This is a genomic window from Pseudonocardia hispaniensis (genome assembly GCF_042658695.1).
Taxonomy (GTDB): domain Bacteria; phylum Actinomycetota; class Actinomycetes; order Mycobacteriales; family Pseudonocardiaceae; genus Pseudonocardia; species Pseudonocardia hispaniensis.
Map to the genome: position 1 here is coordinate 201,818 of NZ_JBHSQW010000031.1, position 20,611 is coordinate 222,428.

Consider the following 20,611-nt stretch of genomic DNA (forward strand, 5'->3'; position numbering starts at 1 on the left):
ACAGGCACCCGGACGGACCCGGCATCCCACCCGCCATCCTGGCAGCATCGCGGTACACGGTGCGTTCGGCGCACTCTGCATGCAGAAAGAGGAGAACAGTGGCCGTCAAGCTCGACCCCCAGCTGCTGGAGATCCTGGCGTGCCCGTCGGACGACCATGCGCCGCTTCGGCCCGGCACGCCGAACGACCCGAACGCGGACGTGCTCACCTGCACATCCTGCGGTCGCCGCTTCCCCATCGTGGACGGGATCCCGGTGCTGCTGCTCGATGAGGCGCAGGAGCCCCAGGATCCGCCAAGCGGTGGGTGACCCGGTGCTCGACGACACCCTGCTCGTCGACCCCGCCGCATTGGCGGCGGTCGATACCGGCGGCGTGCTGCGCTCGGCGGCGACTGCGGGCGCCCAGGTCCGGTCGACCGCGCACGCGACGCAGGAGGCCGGTGTCCTGACGCTGAGCGGGCACCGGCCGCGGGCATTGGTCCTGCTGCGCCGCCCGGGTGCCTCGGCGCCCGCCGCCGGGATGCTCGCCGCCCTGCTGGGCGTGAGCTGCCCGGTGCCCGTGGTCGTTGCGGAGACGGCGCCGAGCTGGATCGGCCCGCTCGATGTGGTCGTTGCGCATACCGCCGATCCCGCGGACTTCGAGCTGGCCGAGGCCGTCGGCCGGGCGGTGCGCCGCGGTGCCGAGGTCGTGCTCTCCGCGCCCGGCGATGGTCCGGTGGCCTCCGCGGGCGCGGGCCGGGTCCGGTTGGTGGAGCCCCGGGTCCCGGTCCCGCCGGGGCTCGACCTGCCTCGCGCCCTGGCCGTCGGCCTGCTCACCGCGAGCGCGCTGGATCTGTTCGGCGTCCCGCTGGACCCGACGCTCGATCCGCTCGCCGACGAGTTGGACCGGGAGGCCGAACGTGACCAGCCCCGCCACGAGCCGTTCATGAACCCGGCCAAGACGCTGGCCCTGCGGCTGGCCGACCACACTCCGCTGCTGTGGGGCACCGACCCGCTCGCCGCCGCCGTCGCGAGGTACGCGGCGGGCGCGCTGGCGACCCACGCGGGCGTCGTCGCGCACGCCGACGACGTCGCGCGCGGGGCGACCGCGGCCGGGCTGCGCCGGGCGCTCGATGCGGCGGCGGCCCGCCACGACGTCTTTCACGATCCCTTCGACGACCCGACGGGGACGACGGCACCGCCGGTGCGGCTGGTGCTGCTGGCGACCGGTGAGGAGGATCCCGAGCCGGTTACCCTGCGACGGACCGGGCGGGCCTGGCCCGCGGCGGACACGCTGCATCCGGTCGACGAGATCCCGCGCGGGACACGGCACGCCGAACTGCTGCGCGCGGCGGTGCTGGCCCACCGCTTCGAAGTCGCCGCCGTCTATCTGGGGTTGGCCACCCGGACCATCGAGCCGGCCTGACCGGCCCCGAGGAGGAGTACCGACGATCGTGGAGCTGCTGGACAACCCCGTGCGCCCGTACGCCTGGGGATCGCGCACGGTGATCGCCGAACTGCTCGGTAAGCCCGTGCCCTCACCACATCCCCAGGCGGAGCTGTGGCTGGGCGCGCATCCGGCGGACCCGTCGCATCTGGTGCACGACGACGGTGCCACCGAGTCGCTGGTCGACGCGCTGGCCGCCGACCCGCGGCGCCTGCTCGGGCCGGACCGGGCCTGCCGCTGGGAGGGGAAGCTGCCGTTCTTGCTGAAGGTTCTCGCCGCGGACGAACCGCTCAGCCTGCAGGCGCACCCCAGCCTGGAGCAGGCGATCAGCGGGTTCGCTCAGGAGAGCGCCGCGGGAATTCCCGTCGACGCCTCCGAGCGCAACTACCGCGATCCCAACCATAAACCCGAGGTGATCTGCGCCCTCACCGAGTTCCACGCCCTCATCGGGTTCCGCGACGCCGCCGCGTCGGTGCGGCTGCTGCGTGCCCTCGACGTCCCCGAGCTCGCGGCGCACACCGAGCTGCTCGCCGCCCAGCCCGGGCCCGACGGGCTGCGGGCGCTGTTCACCACCTGGATCACCCTGCCGCAGTCGATGCTCGACGAGCTCGTGCCGGCGCTGCAGCAGGGCGCGATCCGGCTGGCCAGCGAGCCGGGCGAGTGGCAGCGGGAGGCGCGCACCGCGCTGGAACTGTCGGAGCGCTACCCGGGTGATGCGGGCGTGCTCGCGGCGCTGCTGCTCAACCGGGTGGTGCTCCAACCGGGTGAGGCGCTCTATCTGCCCGCGGGGAATCTGCACGCCTACCTCGCGGGCGCCGGCATCGAGCTGATGGCCAACTCCGACAACGTGCTGCGCGGCGGGCTCACGCCCAAGCACGTCGACGTCGCCGAGCTGCTGCGGATCCTCGACTTCCACGCGGGCCCCCCGCCGGTATGCAGCGGGCGGCCGGACGACGGGTGGATCCGCTACGACACCCCGGCCGCGGAGTTCCTGTTGCGGCGCTGGGAGTCGGGGCGCTGGGATCCCACCGAGCCGCCCGTCGCGGTTCCCGACGGTGGCCCGCGGATCGCGATCTGCACGGCGGGCTCCGCCTGCCTGCGCGGCGGCGACAAGGTCATGAAGCTGCGCCGGGGTGCCGCCGTGTTCATGGCCGACACCGACCGCGGGGTCGTCCTCGAATCGGCGGAGCCGGGTACCCAGTTGTTCCTGGCCAGTGACGGGCTCTGAGCGTCCTCACCGCTAGGGTTTCCCCACGCGAACGGCAGAAGGGAAACGCGGGTGGCAGCGAGCGGCGGGACCAGGGCGATCATCGCCGCCCTGCTGGCCAATGCGGGGATCGCGGCGGCGAAGTTCATCGGTTACCTGGTGACGGGCTCGTCGTCGATGCTGGCCGAGGCGGTGCACTCGGTCGCCGATACCTCCAACCAGGGGCTGCTGTTGCTCGGCGGCAAGCGCGCCAAACGGGCGGCGACCGCCGAGCACCCGTTCGGCTACGGGCGGGACCGCTACTTCTACTCGTTCATCGTCGCACTGCTGCTGTTCACCCTCGGCGCGGCGTTCGCGATCTACGAGGGCATCCACAAGCTGGAGCATCCCGAGCCGTTGAGCACCCCGATCGTCGCGGTGATCATCCTGGTGGTCGCGATCGGGTTGGAAGGGTTCTCCTTCCGCACGGCGATCCACGAGTCGGCTCCGCTGAAGGGCAGCGGCACCTGGTGGCAGTTCATCCGGCAGTCGAAGGTGCCGGAGCTGCCGGTGGTGTTGCTGGAGGATCTCGGTGCGCTGGTCGGGCTGGTCCTGGCGCTCGGCGGGGTCGGCCTTACCGTGCTCACCGGCAACCCGGTCTGGGACGCCGTCGGCACCCTGTGCATCGGCACCCTGCTCGGGGTCATCGCCATCATCCTGATCATCGAGATGAAGAGCCTGTTGATCGGCGAGGGTGCCGTGGCGCCGGTGCTGGCCAGGATCGTCGCGGAACTGTCGGCGGGGGATCACGTGCGGCGGGTCATCCACATCCGCACCCAGTACCTCGGCCCCGAGGAGCTGCTCGTCGCGGCCAAGATCGCGCTGACCCCGGGTGCGTCCGTCGAGCAGGTCGCGCGCGCCATCGACGCCGCCGAGGCGCGGGTCCGCGCCGCCGTGCCGGAGGCCAGGGTGATCTACCTGGAGCCCGACCTCGACCGCACCCCCGCCGGCGACGTCATGACTCCATGACGTGCTGGGAGCCCGCCAGCTGGTAGCCCGCGAACGTGTCGCGCAGCGTCTTCTTGCTGAACTTGCCGACGCTGGTCTTGGGGACCTCGTCGATGAACTCGACGGCGTCGGGCAGCCACCATTTCGCGACCCGCGGGGTGAGGAACTCGATGATCTCCTCGGCGGTGAGGGTCTCGCCGGGCTTGACGACCACGCAGGCCAGCGGCCGCTCCAGCCACTTCTCGTGCGGGACGCCGATCACCGCCGCCTCGGCGACCTTGGGGTGGGACATGATGTGGTTCTCCAGCTCGACCGAGCTGATCCACTCGCCGCCGGACTTGACCAGGTCCTTGGTCCGGTCGACCAGCCGGACGAATCCGTAGCGGTCGACGGTGGCGACGTCACCGGTGCGCAGCCACCCGTCCTCGGTGAACTGGGCCCCGCCGCCCTCGCCGCGGTAGTACTCCCTGGCGATCCACGGGCCCGCGGCCTGGATCTCACCGGTGGCCCGGTCGTCCCAGGGCTGTTCCTCACTGGTGGCGGGATCGACCAGCCGCAGGTCGACCAGCGGCACCGGCTGCCCCTGACGGGCCCGGATGTCCGCGCGCGCGTCCTCGTCGAGGGCGGCGTGCTGGGAGCGCGGGGTGGAGATGGTCGCGAGCGGACTGGTCTCGGTCATTCCCCAGGCATGCGTCATCGGGATGCCGAGCGCCTCGCGGTAGGCCTCGGACAACGAGCGCGGCACCGCCGAACCGCCGCACAGGATCGACCGCAGCGCGGACAGGTCGTGGTCGCCCAGCAGCGGCAGCGCGCCCATCCAGATCGTCGGCACCCCACCGGTCACCGTCACCCGGTGGCGGGCCAGCAGGCCGAGGATGGCCTGCGGGGTCATGTTCGGGCCGGGGAAGACGATGTCCGAGCCGGCGAGCAGGCAGCCGTAGGGCAGGCCCCAGGCGTTGGCGTGGAACATCGGCACCACGGGAAGCACCACATCGCGCTCGGACAGCGCGAGCCCGTCCGCGGTCAAGGTGATCAGCGAGTGCAGCACGGTGGACCGGTGGCTGTACACAACGCCCTTGGGGTTTCCGGTGGTGCCCGAGGTGTAACACATCGCGGCGGCGGTGTTCTCGTCCGCGATCTCGAACCGGCCCTGATGGGGTTGCGCGTCGGCCAGTAGCCGCTCGTAGTCGAGGACGCGCGGGTCCTCGGGGATCTCGACCTCGGCCCCGTCGTCGATGACGATGTAGTGCCGCACCGTGGTCAGCTTGTCGGCCAGGGGCCACAGCAGGGGGAGCAGCGAGCGGTCGACGAAGACGACCTCGTCCTCGGCGTGGTCGGCGATGTAGACCAGCTGCTCCGGGAACAACCGCAGGTTCAGTGTGTGCAGCACCCGCCCGGTGCACGGCGCGGCCAGGTACAGCTCGAGGTGCCGCCCGGTGTTCCAGCAGAACGTGCCTACCCGGCCGTCGGGGCTGATCCCCAGCGTGTCGAGGACCGAGCTCAGCCGCCGGACCCGTTCGGCCCATTCGGACATCGTCATGCGGGACTCGCCGTCCGGACCGGCCGTCACAATCGTTTTGTGGCCGAACAACTGCTCGGCGCGATGGAAGACGTGCGGCAGAGAGAGCGGTCGATCCTGCATGAGCCCGTACATGAGATCTCCTGTGTCGAGCGCGTGTGCCCCGTCACAGGCACCGTACCCGTTTCGGGGGGTTCCGCGGCGCGTGTGAAGCACGTGCTGACTCGTGCGTCGGCGAGGACCGCACCCGCCTGGTGCCAGTAGGCTCGGCAGCCATGAGCCCCGACGGACCGCACGCCGGCGCCGTCTGTGTCGATGTGGGGTCGGTCTGGACGAAGGCGGTGCTGGTCCAGCCGGATGGCGGCCTGGCGGGGTTCGCCGCGCACCTCACGACGCCGGCCGACGTGCTCGCCGGGGTCGACGCCGCGGTTCGCGCCGTGACCGCGCCCGGGGGGAGTGGCTCGCCGGACCTGCTGGCCTGTTCCTCGGCGGGCGGGGGGCTGCGGCTCGCCGTCGTCGGCACCGAGAAGCTGAGCTCCACCGAGGCCGGACACCGGGTCGCCCGCTCGGCGGGCTCACACGTGGTGCACGTTCACGGCGGGCCGCTGGAAGCGGCCGACGTGCGGGCCTTGCGGGGGAGCAGGCCGGGGGTGGTGCTGTTGATCGGCGGGCCCGACGGCGACGACCCGCGCGTGCTCCTGCACAACGCGGCCCAGCTCGCCAGGGCCCGGGTGCGCTACCCCATCGTGCTGGCCGGCAACACCGAGGCGCGCGCCGCGGCGCTGTCGGTGCTGCGCTCCACCAGCCGGACGGTGGTCGCCTGCGACAACGTGCTGGCACGCGCGGGCGAGCTGGCGCCGGAGCCGGCCCGGGCGGCGGTCGCGAGCGTGTTCGCCCGACATGTCCTGGGTGCGCGTGGCCCCGGGGCCGCACCCCGGTTCCGCCGGATGGCACGGCTGATGACCCCGGACGCCGTCGGTCGCGCCGCCACCGTGCTGGCCAAGCTGGTCGGCACGGGGACGCTCGTCGTCGACATCGGCTGTGCGATGACCGACGTGCACCTCGCACCCGTGGGCGGGCGGCCGGCCGTCGGCGCGCACTGCACCATCGAGGGCGACCTCGGGCTGCGCTGTGCCGCCGCGGGGGTGCTGCTGGAGGGGCAGGCCGAGGGAATCGTCGACCCGGTGGAGGCCGATCTGCTCGGCCCGATCGTCGAACGGATGAGCACCGAGACCGGCTCCGTTCCGCGCGGCCCCGGAGGTGCCGCCGAGGATCGCCGGATCGCCGCGCTCGCCGCCGTCATCGCCGTGCGCAGGCACCTGAGGAGCCTGGGCGACCTCGCGGTGGCACCGAACATCGGACTGGTGGTGTTCACCGGTGGTGTGTTCCGGCAGCGGGACCCGGCCGGGCTGGCCGCCCTGATCGCCACCCTGCGGGCCGATTCGATGCTCGCGCCGGTGCTGGCCGACTCCCGCGTGGTGGTCGACGCCGATTTCACCGTCGCACCCGCCGGGCTGCTCGCCGAGGACGGGCGTGGCGAGGCCGCCGAGGCCCTGCTCATGGACCACCTGCTGGGCTGATCCGGATCGGTTTCGAGGCCCGCCCGGCCCGTCGAAAGAGCACTGGGGTGAGCCGGCACCGGCGGGTACGGTGCCATTCGGAGACCGCCGCCACGAGGAGGCGTCACGCCGATGACCGCTGGAATCCCCGAGACCGTCGATCCGTTCGGCCGGTTGCACGAGCGCAACGGCGTCGAGTTCGCCGTCGCGGATCTCGAGCTCGCGGAGTACGGGCGCACGGAGATCCGGCTCGCCGAACACGAGATGCCGGGTCTGATGCAGCTGCGCCGGGAGTATGCCGAGGCACGTCCGCTGCACGGTGCGCGGATCGCCGGGTCGCTGCACATGACCGTGCAGACCGCGGTGTTGATCGAGACGCTGGTGTCGCTGGGCGCGCAGGTGCGCTGGGTGTCGTGCAACATCTTCTCCACCCAGGACGAGGCCGCGGCGGCGGTGGTGGTCGGTCCGCACGGAACACCGGCGCAGCCGCGGGGGGTGGCGGTGTTCGCCTGGAAGGGCGAGACGCTGCCCGAGTACTGGTGGTGCACCGAGCAGCTGTTCACCTTCACCGACGACGAGGGCAACACCGTCGGCCCGAACATGATCCTCGACGACGGCGGCGACGCGACGCTCCTGGTGCACAAGGGCGCGGAGTGCGAGGCCGCCGGCGTGGTGCCGACCGTGGCCGAGGACGACCACACCGTCTCCGCGGAGTACCGGGTCGTCCTCGACGCCCTGCGCCGGTCGCTGGCCGCGGATCCGCGCCGCTGGACCAGGATCGCCGAGGGGATCCGCGGGGTCACCGAGGAGACCACGACCGGCGTCAACCGGCTCTACCAGCTCGCCGACCAGGGCACGCTGCTGTTCCCGGCGATCAACGTCAACGACTCGGTCACCAAGAGCAAGTTCGACAACAAGTACGGAATCCGGCATTCACTCATCGACGGCCTCAACCGTGCCACCGACGTGCTGATCGGGGGCAAGGTCGCGGTCGTCTGCGGTTTCGGCGATGTCGGCAAGGGCTCGGCGGAGGCGTTGGCCGGGCAGGGCGCGCGCGTCATCGTCACGGAGGTCGACCCGATCTGTGCGCTGCAGGCGCTGCTGGAGGGCTTCCAGGTCGCGCGGCTCGAGGACGTGATCGGCAAGGCCGACATCGTCATCACCACGACCGGCAACAAGGACATCGTCACCACCCGGCACATGGCGGCGATGAAGCACCAGGCGATCCTGGGCAACGTCGGCCACTTCGACAACGAGATCGACATGGCCGGGCTGGCCCGCTACCCGGGGATCCACCGGATCACCATCAAGCCGCAGGTCGATGAGTGGGTGTTCCCGGATGGTCATTCGATCATCGTGCTCTCCGAGGGCAGGCTGATGAACCTCGGTAACGCCACCGGGCACCCGAGTTTCGTCATGTCGACCTCGTTCAGCAACCAGGTGATCGCGCAGATCGAGCTGTTCACCAAGTACGAGGAGTACAACCGCGACGTCTACCGGCTGCCGAAGATCCTCGACGAGAAGGTCGCCCGGATTCACGTGCAGGCCCTGGGCGGCGAGCTCACCGAGCTGACCAAGGACCAGGCCGAGTACATCGACGTGGACGTCGAGGGCCCGTACAAGCCGGAGCACTACCGGTACTGACCCCTACGCGGTACGGGCGGAGCCGGTTAGGTTGTCCTCATGTCTGCCGCCGCATCAGGGTCGTCGCCTGCGAACCCCAGCGGTGACGGGTGGGCGTTCTGCGCGCAGGGACACAAGCACTGGGGGGTTTACGGAGCGTCCGGGCTGCTGGTGCGCCACCGCGACCACGCCGGTCACGAGTGGGTGCTGCTGCAGCACCGGGCGCTCTGGAGCCACCACGGGGGGACCTGGGGCGTTCCGGGCGGAGCGCGCCATCTCGCCGAGACCGCCGAACAGGCCGCGCGCCGGGAGGCCGCCGAGGAGGCCCACGTCGACCTCGGCGCGTTGCGGACCACCGATGAGTTCGTCGACGACCACGGCGGCTGGTCGTACACGACCGTTGTGGTGCGGGCCACCGTTGCGCTGCCGGTCGCGATCCGGGGCGGGGAGAGCGTCGAGCTGCGCTGGGTGCGCACCGACCGGATCCTCGGGCTCGACCTGCATCCGGGTTTCGCCGCGACGTGGCCGAAGGTGTGCCGGCTGGGCTGAGCCCGCCCCGGTAGGTTGCCTGGCCGTGGGGCGGTTGATCGTCATCGAGGGAGTGGACGGCGCGGGCAAACGCACGCTGTCGGATGCGCTGGTCGCCGAGTTCGCGGCGCGCGGGGCCCGTACCGCCCGGCTGGCCTTCCCGCGCTATGCCGAGGACGTGCACGCCGAGCTCGCCCGTGACGCCCTCTACGGCAGGCTCGGTGACCTCGGCGAGTCCGTGCACGGGATGGCGGTGCTGTTCGCCCTGGACCGCCGCGATGCCGCGCCCGGACTGCGGGCGAAGCTCGCCGCCAACGACGTCGTGCTCGTCGACCGGTACGTCGCCTCCAACGCCGCCTACAACGCCGCCCGGCTCGGCCAGCGCGCCGACGGCGAGGTCGTGGCGTGGGTGCGCGCGCTGGAGGTGGAGCGCTTCGGCATCCCGGTTCCCGACCGGCAGCTGCTGCTCGCCGTGCCGCGCGAGGTCGCCGCCCGGCGTGCGGCGCACCGCGAACGAACCGAACCGGGTCGGCTTCGCGACGTCTACGAGGCCGACCCCGGGCTGCAGCAGCGCACCGCCGAGGTCTACCGCGAGCTCGCCGACGCGGCGTGGCTGAGCCCGTGGACGGTGATCGACGCCGAGCGGCACATCGACGCGGCCGCGCTCGCCGGCCACCTGCTCGGGTGAGCGGGCTGCCGGGGCCGAAGCACCTGATTTGCCCCCGGATGGGATGCTGCGCGCATGAAGTCGCGCGTTCTGGTGGTCGACGACGACCCGGCTCTGGCCGAGATGCTGACCATCGTGTTGCGAGGGGAGGGCTTCGACACCGCGGTGGTCGGCGACGGCACGCGCGCCCTGCCGGCCGTCCGCGAGCTGCGCCCGGATGTGGTGCTGCTGGACCTCATGCTGCCCGGGATGAACGGCATCGACGTCTGCCGTGCCATCCGCGCCGAGTCCGGGGTGCCGATCGTGATGCTCACGGCCAAGAGCGACACCGTGGACATCGTGCTCGGTCTGGAGTCGGGCGCCGATGACTACGTCGTGAAGCCGTTCAAGCCCAAGGAGCTCGTCGCCCGGATCCGGGCCCGGGTCCGGCGCACCGAGAACGAGCCCGCCGAACAGCTCACGATCGGCGACATCTCGATCGATGTGCCCGCCCACCAGGTCACCAGGGACGGCACGCCGATCGCGCTGACCCCGCTCGAGTTCGACCTGCTCGTGGCCCTGGCCCGCAAGCCGCGGCAGGTGTTCACTCGCGAGGTGCTGCTCGAACAGGTATGGGGCTACCGACACGCCGCCGACACCCGGTTGGTCAACGTGCACGTGCAGCGGCTGCGGTCGAAGGTCGAACGCGATCCGGAGCACCCCGAGGTGGTCCTGACCGTCCGCGGCGTCGGGTACAAGGCGGGGCCTCCGTGACGCGCCGATGATCCACGCCCGGGGGGTGCTGCCGCGGATCGCCGCGCGGGTGCGGCGGCGTGCGACGGCGCGCCGGATCCGGGTGGGCGTGCGGCATACGGGCCTGATCGTCGCCGAGGTCCAGTCGGCGTTCACGGTGGCCTGGCGGCGTTCGCTGCAGCTGCGGGTCGTGGTCAGCACCCTGGCGTTGTCGACCGCGGTCATCCTCGTCCTCGGTCTGGTGCTGCAGACCCAGATCGCCGAGCGGCTGGTCCAGGGCAAGTTCGAGGCGGCGGTGGTCCAGGCCGAAGCCGGCCGCGCCGTGCTCGAACGCGACCTTTCGGGCATCGACCCCGACCGGGAGGGCGCCCAGGGCACCCTCACCAACGCGCTGGACCGGCTGACGAACACGAGCACCTCCGAACAGCCGGGGGCGCCCGCCGCCGGGGAGTTCCGGGCGGTGCTCACCACCGGGCGTCGCGGGGCGCCGGAGGTCTCGGCGGGCACCGTCGAGGTCGTTCCGGGCGATCTGCAGGATGCCGTGGCCGCGGGCGGGCTGGCCACGAAGTACGTCTCGGTGGCCGACGTCCCCACGCTGATGATCGGTCAGCCGATCCATACCGCGGGCCGGGACCTGCAGTTCTATCTGCTGTTCCCGCTCGACGGCGAACAGCGCACGCTCGGCCTGGTCCAGTCGACGCTGATCGTCGGTGGGCTGGTGCTCATCCTGCTGCTGGCCGGCATCACGAGCCTGGTGACCCGGCAGGTGGTGCGTCCGGTCCGGCAGGCCGCCGAGGTCGCCGAGCGCTTCGCCGAGGGCAACCTCGATGAGCGGATGCCGGTGCGGGGCGAGGACGAGGTGGCCCGGCTGGCCGAGTCCTACAACGAGATGGCCGGGAGCCTGCAGGCCCAGATCCGGCAGCTGGAGGAGTTCGGGGCGTTGCAACGGCGGTTCACCTCCGACGTCAGCCACGAGCTGCGCACTCCGCTCACCACGGTCCGGATGGCGGCCGACGTGCTGTACGCCTCCCGGGGCGAGCTGCTGCCCGCGCTGCGCCGCAGCTCAGAGCTGCTGGTCACCGAGCTGGACCGGTTCGAGGCGCTGCTCGGGGACCTGTTGGAGATCAGCAGGCTCGATGCCGGGGTGGCCGAACTGGGCGCCGAGCGGCTCGATATGCACGGGGTCGTGTCCCGCGCGATCGAGGCGGTGCACGGCCTGGCCGAGGAGACCCGCACCCCGTTGCAGCTCGACCTGCCGACGGGGATCTACGCCGAGGTCGACCCGCGCCGGGTGGAACGGATCGTGCGGAACCTGGTGGCCAACGCCATCGACCACGGGGAGGGCAAGCCGGTCCAGGTCACCCTGGGCGCGGACGACCGCGCCGTCGCCGTGGTCGTCCAGGACCAGGGCGTCGGGCTGCGCCCGGGGGAGGCGGGGCTGGTGTTCAACCGGTTCTGGCGGGCCGAGGAGTCGCGGGCGCGGCGCAGCGGTGGAAGCGGGCTCGGTCTTTCGATCAGCCTGGAGGACGCTCGGCTGCATGGTGGCTGGTTGCAGGCGTGGGGCGAGCCGGGCCGGGGCGCGGCGTTCCGGCTGACGCTGCCGCGCACCGTCGGTGACCTGCTGGAGTCCAGCCCGTTGCCGCTCGGCCCGGTCGGCGCGCCCGAACCGGCCGACTCGACCACGGTGCCGACGCCTCCACTGGGCATCCCTCGCCTCACCGACGCCGGCTCGGTCGAGGCCACTGACCCCCTGACCGTGGCCCGCCAGGATGGGCGGCCCGCCGATGTGGCGAGCCCCGGTGGGGCCAACCGGTGAGCGGTCCGCTGCGCAGGCGAGCCCTCACCGTCCTCACCGCGCTGCTGGCCGTGGCCGGGCTGGCGGGGTGTGCCAGCGTGCCGGAGAGCTCGTCGGTGCAGGTGCTGCGCAAGGTGCCGGTGCGCGGCGCACCCGCCCTGCCCCCGGGGCCGGTCGACGGCACCAACCCGCTCGACCTGGTGCGCGGGTTCGTCTACGCCTCGGGTAGCAGCATCGACAAGCACGGCGCGGCCCGGCGGTTCCTCAGTCCCGAGGCCGAGGGCTGGGACGACGGTGCGGCGCTGAGGCTGCTCGACGAGCAGTTCGACACCGTCTACCCGCCGCGACCCGCCGAACTCGGGCGCGACGTCACGATCGTGCGGATCCGTGGCACCCAGGTCGGCACGCTCACCTCGACCGGGACGTTCCGGTCCGACGAGTCCCCGATCGAGGTCGACGTGACCGTGACGCGCCACGAGGGGCAGTGGCGGATCAGCCGGCTGCCCGACGGGGTGCTCGTGCGGCTCTCGGACTTCCGCTCCAACTACCGCACGGTCAAGACCTATTTCGTCGACCCGGTACGCGGCGTCACGGTAGCCGACATGCGCTACCTGCCCGTCGTTCCGGCCAGGGCCCAGGCCTCCCGCGCGGTCGAGCTGCTCCTGGACGGGCCTTCCGACGCGCTGGCGGGGGCGGCGACGAGCCTGCTCCCGCCGGGCGCGAGGCTGCGGGCCAACGTCGCCGAAACCCCCGACGGCGCGGTTCTCGTCGATCTGACACAGGTCGGTTCGCTCGACGAGGCGGGCCGCAGGCTGCTCGCCGCCCAGGTCGTGCTCACCCTGTCCGAGGTGAACGTCGGACGGGTCCGGCTGCTCGTCGACGGGTCCCCGCTGCTACCCGGCAAGAGCGATCTCACCCGCGACGATGTCGCGGCGCTCGCCGATGGCGTGGACCCGAGGGGCGAGGTGTCCGGTTTCGTGGTCGCGGGCGGACGCGTGCGGCAGCTGACCAGCGGCGAGCCGGGTACCCCGATCCCCGGCCCGGCCGGCGGCGGTGACGTCGAGGTGCTGTCCGCCTCGACCGCGGTGGGTGGCGGCAGACTGGCGGTGGTGTCGCGGGAGTCGGGCCGCCCCCGGCTGCGCGTCGGCCCGCCGGACGGGCCGCTCCAGGCGGTGGCGCTCGACGCGACGTCGATGACCCGCCCGACGTGGACGGCGGACGGCGATGAGGTGTGGACCGTCGTGGACGGGTCCACCGTGGCGCGGGTCCTGCTGGGCCCTGCGGACGAACCCCGGCGCGGGCGGGTCGACGGGACCGCGCTGGCCGCCCTCGGCGAGATCCAGGACCTGCGGCTGTCCCGGGACGGGATGCGCCTGGCCGCGGTGGTCAACGGCAAACTGGTCACCGCGGTGGTTGCCCGCCCCGGCGACGGCACCGCCGTGATCCGCAACGTCCAGCTGCTGCGGCCCGGTGAGCTCGACGAGGTCGTGGGGGTCTCCTGGCGGGCGCCCGAGTCGGTCCTGGTCGTGAACAACCGGGCCGACCGGCCGGTGATGGTGGTGACCGTCGACGGGCTGACCGTGCAGACCGTGCCCAACATCAACCTCACCCCGCCGTTGCGCGCGGTCGCGGCGTTCCCCGGCCGAGCGCTGCTGGTCGCGGACCAGAGCGGGGTGTGGAGCTACTCCGGCGGGGAGCTCGACACCTGGCGGCAGGTCCTGGGTGGGGTTCCGGATGCGATTCCCTTCTATCCCGGCTGACTCATCGGTCACGTCGGGAACGGCGGTCACGCAGCTTGTGGATAGCTCGGCCGCGCCCGGCCGAGCGTGCCGGCCGGCTCCCCCATCCTGTCGGTCATGGACCTGCGCGAGCTGAGCACCGGGCTGCTCGACCTGCTGTTGCCGGGCGCCTGCGGAGGGTGCGGCCGGGCCGGGCCGGGCTGGTGCGCGAGCTGCGATGCGCAGCTGTCGCGACCGTACTCGATCGCTCTGCCCGGCGGTCCGGACGTGCTCGCGGTGGGGCGCTACCACGGCCCCCTGCGCACCGCGCTGTTGGCGTTCAAGGAACGGGGGCGGCGCGACCTCGGTGCCGCGCTCGCGGGGCTGCTCGCGGCGGCGGTGACCCCGGCCCTGCCCCGCGTGCCGTGCCGATCATCCACCCCCGACGGCCCGCGGGCGGCACCGGTCAGCTGGCTCGTGCCCGCGCCGTCCCGTCCCGCGGCGGCGCGAGCCCGGGGCGGGGATCACGTGCTGCGGCTGTGCCGACTGCTCGCGGGCCTGCTCGCCGGGGCGGGCCATGAGGTCGCGCTCGCCCCGGCGCTCCAGCTGGGTCGGCGGGCCCGCGACTCGGTGGGACTCGACGCCGGGGAACGCGTGGCCAACCTGGCGGGACGGCTGCGGGTCCGGCCGGCGGGGCTGCCACCGCCGGGTACCGCGGTGCTCCTGGTCGACGATGTCGTCACCAGCGGTGCGACCCTGCGGGCCTGCCGTGACGTGCTGGCCGGTGCCGGGGTGAGGGTGGACCTGGCGCTCGTGCTGTGTGACGCCACGGGGCGCGCGTCGATGCCCGGGCGCCGCCAGAGCCTCAGCTGGCGTGGCTGACCCGGGCGCCGCTCGCGGGCCGTCGGCGGCCCCGGGGAACCGGGAGCCGTCCCGGCCCGGCTCCGCCCGGGGCGTAGTCCATCGCCCGGAGCCAGATCCCGTTGCGGGTCTGCACCAGGCCCAGCGTCACCGGGTCGATGCAGACGCCGCCGCTGCGGTGGTCGTCCCACAGCGTCGCGTCGTCGAATACCCGCCCGCATCCGCCGGTTCGGCGACAGCAATGTGCCCGCTCGACCCCGACCCATTCCAGCCCACAACATGACATCCGCACCAGCCGCACCCGCGCAGGCTACGGCCACGGTCTGACGAGGCGGTGTCCGCGGGGAGCGCGCCACGACGTGCCCGGCCACTCGGACGGCGCACGCATCACCCGGTGGGGCTCGTGCGGCTCGGGTGTCGCGGGGGCGGGCGCAACGGCCGAACGTACCCCGGGAGCGCCGTCCGAGGGAATGCCGATCGCTCATTACCACACGGCCCGGGATCGCTCTGCGCTACCCCCTGTTGTCGAACCGTGATCCCGACTACGGTGCATCCAACGTTGGCATCGCCCCGTGGGAGGACCACCGATCGTGTATCCGGGGCCACGTGCCCGGCGCATCGGTGCAGCTCGCGGAGCCCCGACGCCGAGAGCGAGGGAAGTCCGTGGAGATCGTTGTCACCGGTCGGAACGTCGAGGTGCCGGACCATTTCAGGATTCACGTCGCCGAGAAGCTCGGCCGCTTGGAGCGGTATGACTACAAGATCGTCGGACTGGAGGTCGAGCTCTTCCACGAACGCAATCGCCGCCAGCTGAAGAACTGCCAGCGGGTGGAGATCACCGGCCGTGGCTGCGGTGCGTCCGTCGCCCGGGCCGAGGCGTCTGCGCAGGACTTCTACGCGGCCCTCGATGCCGCGGTCGGCAAGCTGGAGGCCCGGCTGCGCCGGTCGCATGACCGCCGCAAGGTCAGCGGCCGCAGGGCCAGGCTGGTCGTGACCGGGCGCGGTGGACCCGGTCACGTCGCCGTCCTCGACGACCTCACCGAACTCGAGCCCGGTGCGATCCCCGCTCCCCGAGAGCACGGGGAGACCCTGGCGGACGGTGACCGCATCCGCGGCGCGTCCGGAGAGGACGACAACGCCGAGCCCGGACCGGGCCGGATCGTCCGGCGCAAGGTGCACAAGGCCGACCCGATGACCGTGGACGACGCGCTGTCGCGGATGGAGCTCGTCGGGCACGACTTCTACCTGTTCTCCGACGCGGAAACCGGCGCGCCGAGCGTGGTCTACCGGCGCAAGGGCTACGACTACGGGGTCATCCAGCTCGGCCGATAGGCCCATCCGGCGGAGGGTTCTCGGCGGGTGCGGCCCGGGGGAGTTGATCGTCATCTCCCGGTCGCTCTCGCCGAGGCCACGGACCCCGTGACGCTGGTGCCTCTACCATGGGTCGGGTGGCACGGTTGCCCGTGCCCGGTAGCTTCGTGCCCTGACCGCGATCGTGAATGAGGTCAACCAGTGTCGTTCTTGAACCGTCTGCTCCGCGCCGGTGAGACGAAGCTGGTGAAGCGACTCGGTAGGGTCGCCGATCACATCGACCTGCTCGAGCCGGAGACGCAGGCGCTGTCCGACGCCGAACTGCGGGCCAAGACGCAGGAGTTCCGAGAGCGCCACGCGGCGGGTGAGGACCTCGGCGAACTGCTCCCCGAGGCGTTCGCCGTGGTGCGCGAGGCCGCGACCCGCACGCTCGGTCAGCGGGCCTTCCCGGTCCAGCTCATGGGCGGCGCGGCGCTGCATCTGGGCAATGTCGCCGAGATGAAGACCGGTGAGGGAAAGACGCTCACCTCGGTGTTCCCGGCCTATCTCAACGCGATCTCGGGCAAGGGCGTCCACGTCGTCACCGTCAATGACTATCTGGCCCGGCGTGACTCCGAGAACATGGGCCGCATCCACCGGTTCCTCGACCTGTCCGTGGGGGTGATCCTCTCGGAGATGCCGCCCGCGGTTCGGCGCGTCCAGTACTCCGCCGACATCACGTACGGCACGAACAACGAGTTCGGCTTCGACTACCTGCGTGACAACATGGCGTGGAACTCGGCCGACCTGGTGCAGCGCGGGCACAACTACGCCATCGTCGACGAGGCCGACTCGATCCTCATCGACGAGGCCCGCACGCCGCTGATCATCTCCGGTCCGGCGGAGCAGAGCGCACGCTGGTATCAGGAGTTCGCGCGCATGGCGCCCATGCTCGATCGGGACCTCCACTACGAGGTCGACGAGCGCAAGCGCACCATCGGCGTCACCGAGGAGGGTGTCGCCTTTGTCGAGGACCAGCTCGGCATCGACAACCTCTATGAGGCCGCGAACACCCCACTGGTCGGATACCTGAACAACGCGATCAAGGCCAAGGAGCTGTTCAAGAAGGACAAGGACTACATCGTCCGGGATGGGCAGGTGCTCATCGTCGACGAGTTCACCGGCCGGGTGCTGGCCGGGCGCCGCTACAACGAGGGCATGCACCAGGCCATCGAGGCCAAGGAGGGCGTGGAGGTCCAAGCGGAGAACCAGACGCTGGCCACCATCACCCTGCAGAACTACTTCCGGCTCTACGACAAGCTCGCCGGGATGACCGGCACCGCCCAGACCGAGGCGGCCGAGCTGCACCAGATCTACAAGATGAACGTGGTGCCGATCCCGACGAACCGGCCGATGGTCCGGATCGACCAGGCCGACCTGATCTACAAGACCGAGCCGGCGAAGTTCGCCGCGGTCGCCGCGGACATCGCCGAGAAGCACCGCAGGGGCCAGCCCGTGCTGGTCGGTACGACGAGCGTGGAGAAGTCGGAGTACCTGTCGAAGCTGCTCGTGCAGCTCCAGGTGCCGCACGAGGTGCTCAACGCGAAGTACCACGAGCGCGAGGCGGCGATCGTTGCCCAGGCCGGGCACGCGGGTGCGGTCACCGTCGCGACGAACATGGCGGGCCGCGGCACCGACATCATGCTGGGCGGCAACCCCGAGTTCCTCGCCGATCTCGAGCTGCGCCGCCGCGGGCTGGACCCGGTGGAGACCCGCGAGGAGTACGAGGCCGCCTGGGACGGCGTACTGGCGAAGATGAAGGAGCAGGTGGCGGCCGAGGCCGAGGAGGTCAGGGCCGCGGGCGGGCTGTACGTGCTGGGCACCGAGCGGCACGAGTCGCGGCGCATCGACAACCAGCTGCGCGGTCGGTCGGGCCGGCAGGGCGACCCGGGGGAGTCCCGCTTCTACCTCTCCCTCGGTGACGACCTGATGCGCCGCTTCAACGGCGCCATGGTTGAGTCGATCATGAACCGGTTCAACCTGCCGGACGACGTGCCGATCGAGGCCGGCATGGTGACCAAGGCGATCCGCTCCGCGCAGACGCAGGTCGAGCAGCAGAACTTCGAGATCCGCAAGAACGTCCTCAAGTACGACGAGGTGCTCAACAAGCAACGCACCGTCGTCTACGACGAGCGGCGCCGGGTGCTGGCGGGTGAGGACGTCAAACAGCAGATCCAGCACATGCTCGCCGACGTCATCGAAGCCTACGTACAGGGCGCCACGGCCGAGGGTTACGCCGAGGACTGGGACCTCGACAAGCTGTGGCGGGCGCTGGGTGCGCTCTATCCGATCTCGATCCGCTGGCAGGACCTCGCCGAGGGCGGCCTCGACGACGCCGACCACGTCGACCTCAGCAGGGAGAGCGTGGTCGAGGCCGTGCTGGCCGACGCGGAGCGGGCCTACGCCGCGCGCGAGGCCGAGATCGACCAGATGATCGGCGCGCAGGGTGGTATGCGGGAACTCGAACGTCAGGTCCTGCTGCAGGTGATGGACCGCAAGTGGCGCGAGCACCTCTACGAGATGGACTACCTCAAGGAGGGGATCGGGCTGCGGGCGATGGCGCAGCGCGACCCGCTGATCGAGTACCAGCGCGAGGGGTACGACATGTTCTCCGCCATGCTCGAGGGCATCAAGGAGGAGACGGTCGGTCACCTGTTCAACGTGCGGGTGCAGGTCGCCGAGCCGCAGCCTTCAGCCGAGCTCGACGACGGCAGGGCCCGGGCCGCCGCGGCCGGTGCCGCCGCCGTGAACGGGGAGGCCCCGGGCACGCCGGTGGGCGCCCGGCGCGAGCCGCAACCGGCCTCCGCTGCGCAGCAGGCGCCGGTGCCCTCGGCAGCCGGGGCCCAGGCTCCGCAGGGCCGCAACCGCAGGCACGACCGGCCCGCGGTGCCGCAGGAGGATCCGGCCGAGACCACCTCGGTGCTGCCCGCCGCGTACCGAGCCCGTCCACCGGAGGACCTGCGCTACACCGGGCCGACCGCGGAGGGCGGCGAGGTCACCCGGGGCGGCCGTGCCGAAGGCCAGCGCCGGACCGGCCAGCCCAACCGAAGCGAACGTCGCGCCCAGCAGCGCCAGGCGCAGAAGGCGGCCCGCCGCCGCGCTCGCTGACGGTTCGGCCGGCCCAGCGGGTCGGCGCCGGACCTGGCGGATAGCCGGGCGCGCGGCACCGGCCGGCACCGCCCGGAACCTCCGTCAGTCGTGGTCGGGCAGCCCCGACAGGTGATGGGTGGCCGCCTCGATCGCCTCGCCCAGCAGCCGCCGCACGTGCCCGCCCCGGGCGCGGTAGTACACCCGGCGCCCCTCTCGGCGGCTGCGGACCAGTCCGGTCATCCGCAGTTTGGCCAGGTGCTGGGAGACCGCGGGGCGCGCGGCGTCGGTCCTTTCCGCGAGCGTGCCGACGTCGTACTCGGCACCGCAGAGTAGCCAGAGGATTCGAAGCCGGGTCGGGTCGGCGAGCATCCGGAACGACTCGGCCGCGGCCTCGGTGAGGCTGCGATCGGGCAGCCGTTGCCACATCTCGGCACCTGCACCGTCGTCGCGTGCGTACATGAGCACGTATTATGCCCGCGGCGATCGGGGATGGAGGCGTGATGCGCGCTGCGAATCACGGGCACGGGCATGGGCATGGGCACGGGCATGGGCAGGGGCACGGGCATGGGCAGGTGCCCGGCGGCGGGCCGTGGCGAGCGCTGCGCCACCTCTTCGTCCCGCACAGCCACGACGCGTCCGAGCGAATCGACTCCGCGTTGGAGAGCTCCCGGGCCGGGATGCGCGCGCTGTGGGTCTCGCTGGCCCTGCTCGGCGCCACGGCCGCCTTCCAAGCCGTGGTGGCGGTGGCCTCCGGCTCGGTGGCGCTGCTGTCGGACACGTTGCACAACATCGCCGACGCGCTGACCGCCGTCCCGGTCGGCGTCGCGTTCCTGCTCGGCCGCCGTCCCGCCACCCGCCGCTTCACCTACGGCTATGGCCGCGCCGAGGACGTCGCCGGGATCGTCGTCGTGTTGGTGATCATCGGATCGGCTGTGCTGGCCGGTGTGGAGTCGCTGCGCAGGCTGGCCGAACCTGCGGACATGCGCAACATCGGGGCGGTGGCCGTCGCGGCCGTCGTCGGCTTCCTCGGCAACGAGATCGCCGCCCAGGTGCGGATCCGGACGGGGAGACGCATCGGGTCGGCCGCGCTCGTCGCCGATGGGCTGCACGCTCGCACCGATGCCCTGACCTCGCTGGCCGTGCTGCTGTCCGCCGGCGGTGCCGCGCTGGGCTGGCGTTGGGCCGACCCCGTCGTCGGGTTGCTGATCACCGCCGCCATCGCCGCGGTGACGATCGGTGCGGCCCGGCAGGTGCTCGCCCGGCTGATGGATGCCGTCGACCCCGCGCTGGTCGAGCGGGCCACGGGCGTGCTGGGGTCCGTCGAGGGGGTCAAGGGGGTGGAGCGGGTGCGGCTGCGGTGGGTCGGCCACGCACTGCACGCGGAGGTGACCCTGGGGGTCTCACACACCCTGTCGCTGGTGAACGCTCACCGGGTCGCGCACGACGCCGAGGACGCGCTCATCCGCGGGGTGCCCCGGCTCACGGCCGCGACCATCCACGCACATCCCGCCCCCCTGTGAGTGCGTAACAGTGTTAGAACACTGTTACGC

General features: G+C 72.1%; 18 protein-coding genes. 15 read left to right on the forward strand and 3 right to left on the reverse strand.

Features of this window, described 5'->3' with window-relative positions; genetic code table 11:
- Positions 1 to 98 precede the first annotated feature (98 nt).
- The 4 genes from ACFQE5_RS15165 to ACFQE5_RS15180 are packed head-to-tail and all read left to right on the forward strand — an operon-like array spanning position 99 to position 3,640.
- On the forward strand, positions 99 to 308 hold the full coding sequence (locus ACFQE5_RS15165) for a Trm112 family protein (RefSeq protein ID WP_379585627.1): 210 nt from the start codon (positions 99 to 101) through the stop codon (positions 306 to 308).
- A complete protein-coding gene (locus ACFQE5_RS15170; RefSeq protein WP_379585628.1) occupies positions 301 to 1,404 on the forward strand; it encodes an SIS domain-containing protein in 1,104 nt (367 codons plus the stop codon). Before ACFQE5_RS15165 ends, ACFQE5_RS15170 begins: the two co-directional genes overlap by 8 nt.
- Before the next feature lie 28 nt (positions 1,405 to 1,432).
- Positions 1,433 to 2,653: a mannose-6-phosphate isomerase, class I gene (manA, locus tag ACFQE5_RS15175; protein WP_379585629.1), complete on the forward strand. Its 1,221-nt coding sequence runs from the start codon at positions 1,433 to 1,435 to the stop codon at positions 2,651 to 2,653.
- Between the two features lie 51 nt (positions 2,654 to 2,704).
- Positions 2,705 to 3,640 (forward strand): cation diffusion facilitator family transporter, encoded by a 936-nt coding sequence (locus ACFQE5_RS15180; RefSeq protein WP_379585631.1) that lies wholly within the window; start codon positions 2,705 to 2,707, stop codon positions 3,638 to 3,640.
- Here ACFQE5_RS15180 and ACFQE5_RS15185 read toward each other — a convergent pair.
- Complete coding sequence (locus ACFQE5_RS15185; RefSeq protein ID WP_379585633.1) at positions 3,627 to 5,273, reverse strand: long-chain fatty acid--CoA ligase; 1,647 nt, start codon at positions 5,271 to 5,273, stop codon at positions 3,627 to 3,629. The genes ACFQE5_RS15180 and ACFQE5_RS15185 overlap by 14 nt on opposite strands.
- Before the next feature lie 140 nt (positions 5,274 to 5,413).
- On the opposite strand from ACFQE5_RS15185, the gene ACFQE5_RS15190 reads away from it, so the two are divergent.
- From ACFQE5_RS15190 to ACFQE5_RS15225, 8 genes are all read left to right on the forward strand, one after another.
- Positions 5,414 to 6,718: a glutamate mutase L gene (locus tag ACFQE5_RS15190; protein WP_379585635.1), complete on the forward strand. Its 1,305-nt coding sequence runs from the start codon at positions 5,414 to 5,416 to the stop codon at positions 6,716 to 6,718.
- A gap of 111 nt (positions 6,719 to 6,829) precedes the next feature.
- On the forward strand, positions 6,830 to 8,341 hold the full coding sequence (ahcY, locus tag ACFQE5_RS15195; protein ID WP_379585637.1) for an adenosylhomocysteinase: 1,512 nt from the start codon (positions 6,830 to 6,832) through the stop codon (positions 8,339 to 8,341).
- Between the two features lie 39 nt (positions 8,342 to 8,380).
- A complete protein-coding gene (locus ACFQE5_RS15200; protein ID WP_379585639.1) occupies positions 8,381 to 8,869 on the forward strand; it encodes an NUDIX domain-containing protein in 489 nt (162 codons plus the stop codon).
- Between the two features lie 25 nt (positions 8,870 to 8,894).
- Positions 8,895 to 9,536 (forward strand): dTMP kinase, encoded by a 642-nt coding sequence (locus ACFQE5_RS15205; RefSeq protein ID WP_379585641.1) that lies wholly within the window; start codon positions 8,895 to 8,897, stop codon positions 9,534 to 9,536.
- A 54-nt stretch (positions 9,537 to 9,590) separates the two neighbouring features.
- Positions 9,591 to 10,268 carry an MtrAB system response regulator MtrA gene (mtrA, locus tag ACFQE5_RS15210; RefSeq protein WP_379585642.1) on the forward strand — a complete coding sequence of 226 codons (678 nt, stop codon included), beginning with the start codon at positions 9,591 to 9,593 and terminating at the stop codon, positions 10,266 to 10,268.
- Between the two features lie 7 nt (positions 10,269 to 10,275).
- A complete protein-coding gene (mtrB, locus tag ACFQE5_RS15215; RefSeq protein ID WP_379585644.1) occupies positions 10,276 to 12,063 on the forward strand; it encodes an MtrAB system histidine kinase MtrB in 1,788 nt (595 codons plus the stop codon).
- Positions 12,060 to 13,802: an LpqB family beta-propeller domain-containing protein gene (locus tag ACFQE5_RS15220; RefSeq protein ID WP_379585645.1), complete on the forward strand. Its 1,743-nt coding sequence runs from the start codon at positions 12,060 to 12,062 to the stop codon at positions 13,800 to 13,802. The genes mtrB and ACFQE5_RS15220 overlap by 4 nt, the downstream gene beginning before the upstream one ends.
- Before the next feature lie 96 nt (positions 13,803 to 13,898).
- Positions 13,899 to 14,642, forward strand: a complete 744-nt coding sequence (locus ACFQE5_RS15225; protein ID WP_379585646.1) for a ComF family protein — start codon at positions 13,899 to 13,901, stop codon at positions 14,640 to 14,642.
- On the opposite strand, the gene ACFQE5_RS15230 is transcribed toward ACFQE5_RS15225, so the two are convergent.
- Complete coding sequence (locus tag ACFQE5_RS15230; protein WP_379585647.1) at positions 14,626 to 14,922, reverse strand: FDXHR family putative zinc-binding protein; 297 nt, start codon at positions 14,920 to 14,922, stop codon at positions 14,626 to 14,628. The genes ACFQE5_RS15225 and ACFQE5_RS15230 overlap by 17 nt on opposite strands.
- A 362-nt stretch (positions 14,923 to 15,284) precedes the next feature.
- Between ACFQE5_RS15230 and hpf the strand changes: the two genes are divergently transcribed.
- Positions 15,285 to 15,953: a ribosome hibernation-promoting factor, HPF/YfiA family gene (gene hpf, locus ACFQE5_RS15235; protein ID WP_379585649.1), complete on the forward strand. Its 669-nt coding sequence runs from the start codon at positions 15,285 to 15,287 to the stop codon at positions 15,951 to 15,953.
- Between the two features lie 180 nt (positions 15,954 to 16,133).
- Positions 16,134 to 19,079, forward strand: a complete 2,946-nt coding sequence (secA, locus tag ACFQE5_RS15240) for a preprotein translocase subunit SecA (RefSeq protein WP_379585650.1) — start codon at positions 16,134 to 16,136, stop codon at positions 19,077 to 19,079.
- 84 nt (positions 19,080 to 19,163) lie between these two features.
- On the opposite strand, the gene ACFQE5_RS15245 is transcribed toward secA, so the two are convergent.
- Positions 19,164 to 19,520, reverse strand: coding sequence for an ArsR/SmtB family transcription factor (locus tag ACFQE5_RS15245; RefSeq protein WP_379585651.1), 357 nt, complete (start codon positions 19,518 to 19,520; stop codon positions 19,164 to 19,166).
- A gap of 41 nt (positions 19,521 to 19,561) precedes the next feature.
- Between ACFQE5_RS15245 and ACFQE5_RS15250 the strand changes: the two genes are divergently transcribed.
- Positions 19,562 to 20,581: a cation diffusion facilitator family transporter gene (locus ACFQE5_RS15250; protein ID WP_379585652.1), complete on the forward strand. Its 1,020-nt coding sequence runs from the start codon at positions 19,562 to 19,564 to the stop codon at positions 20,579 to 20,581.
- Positions 20,582 to 20,611: the final 30 nt, after the last annotated feature.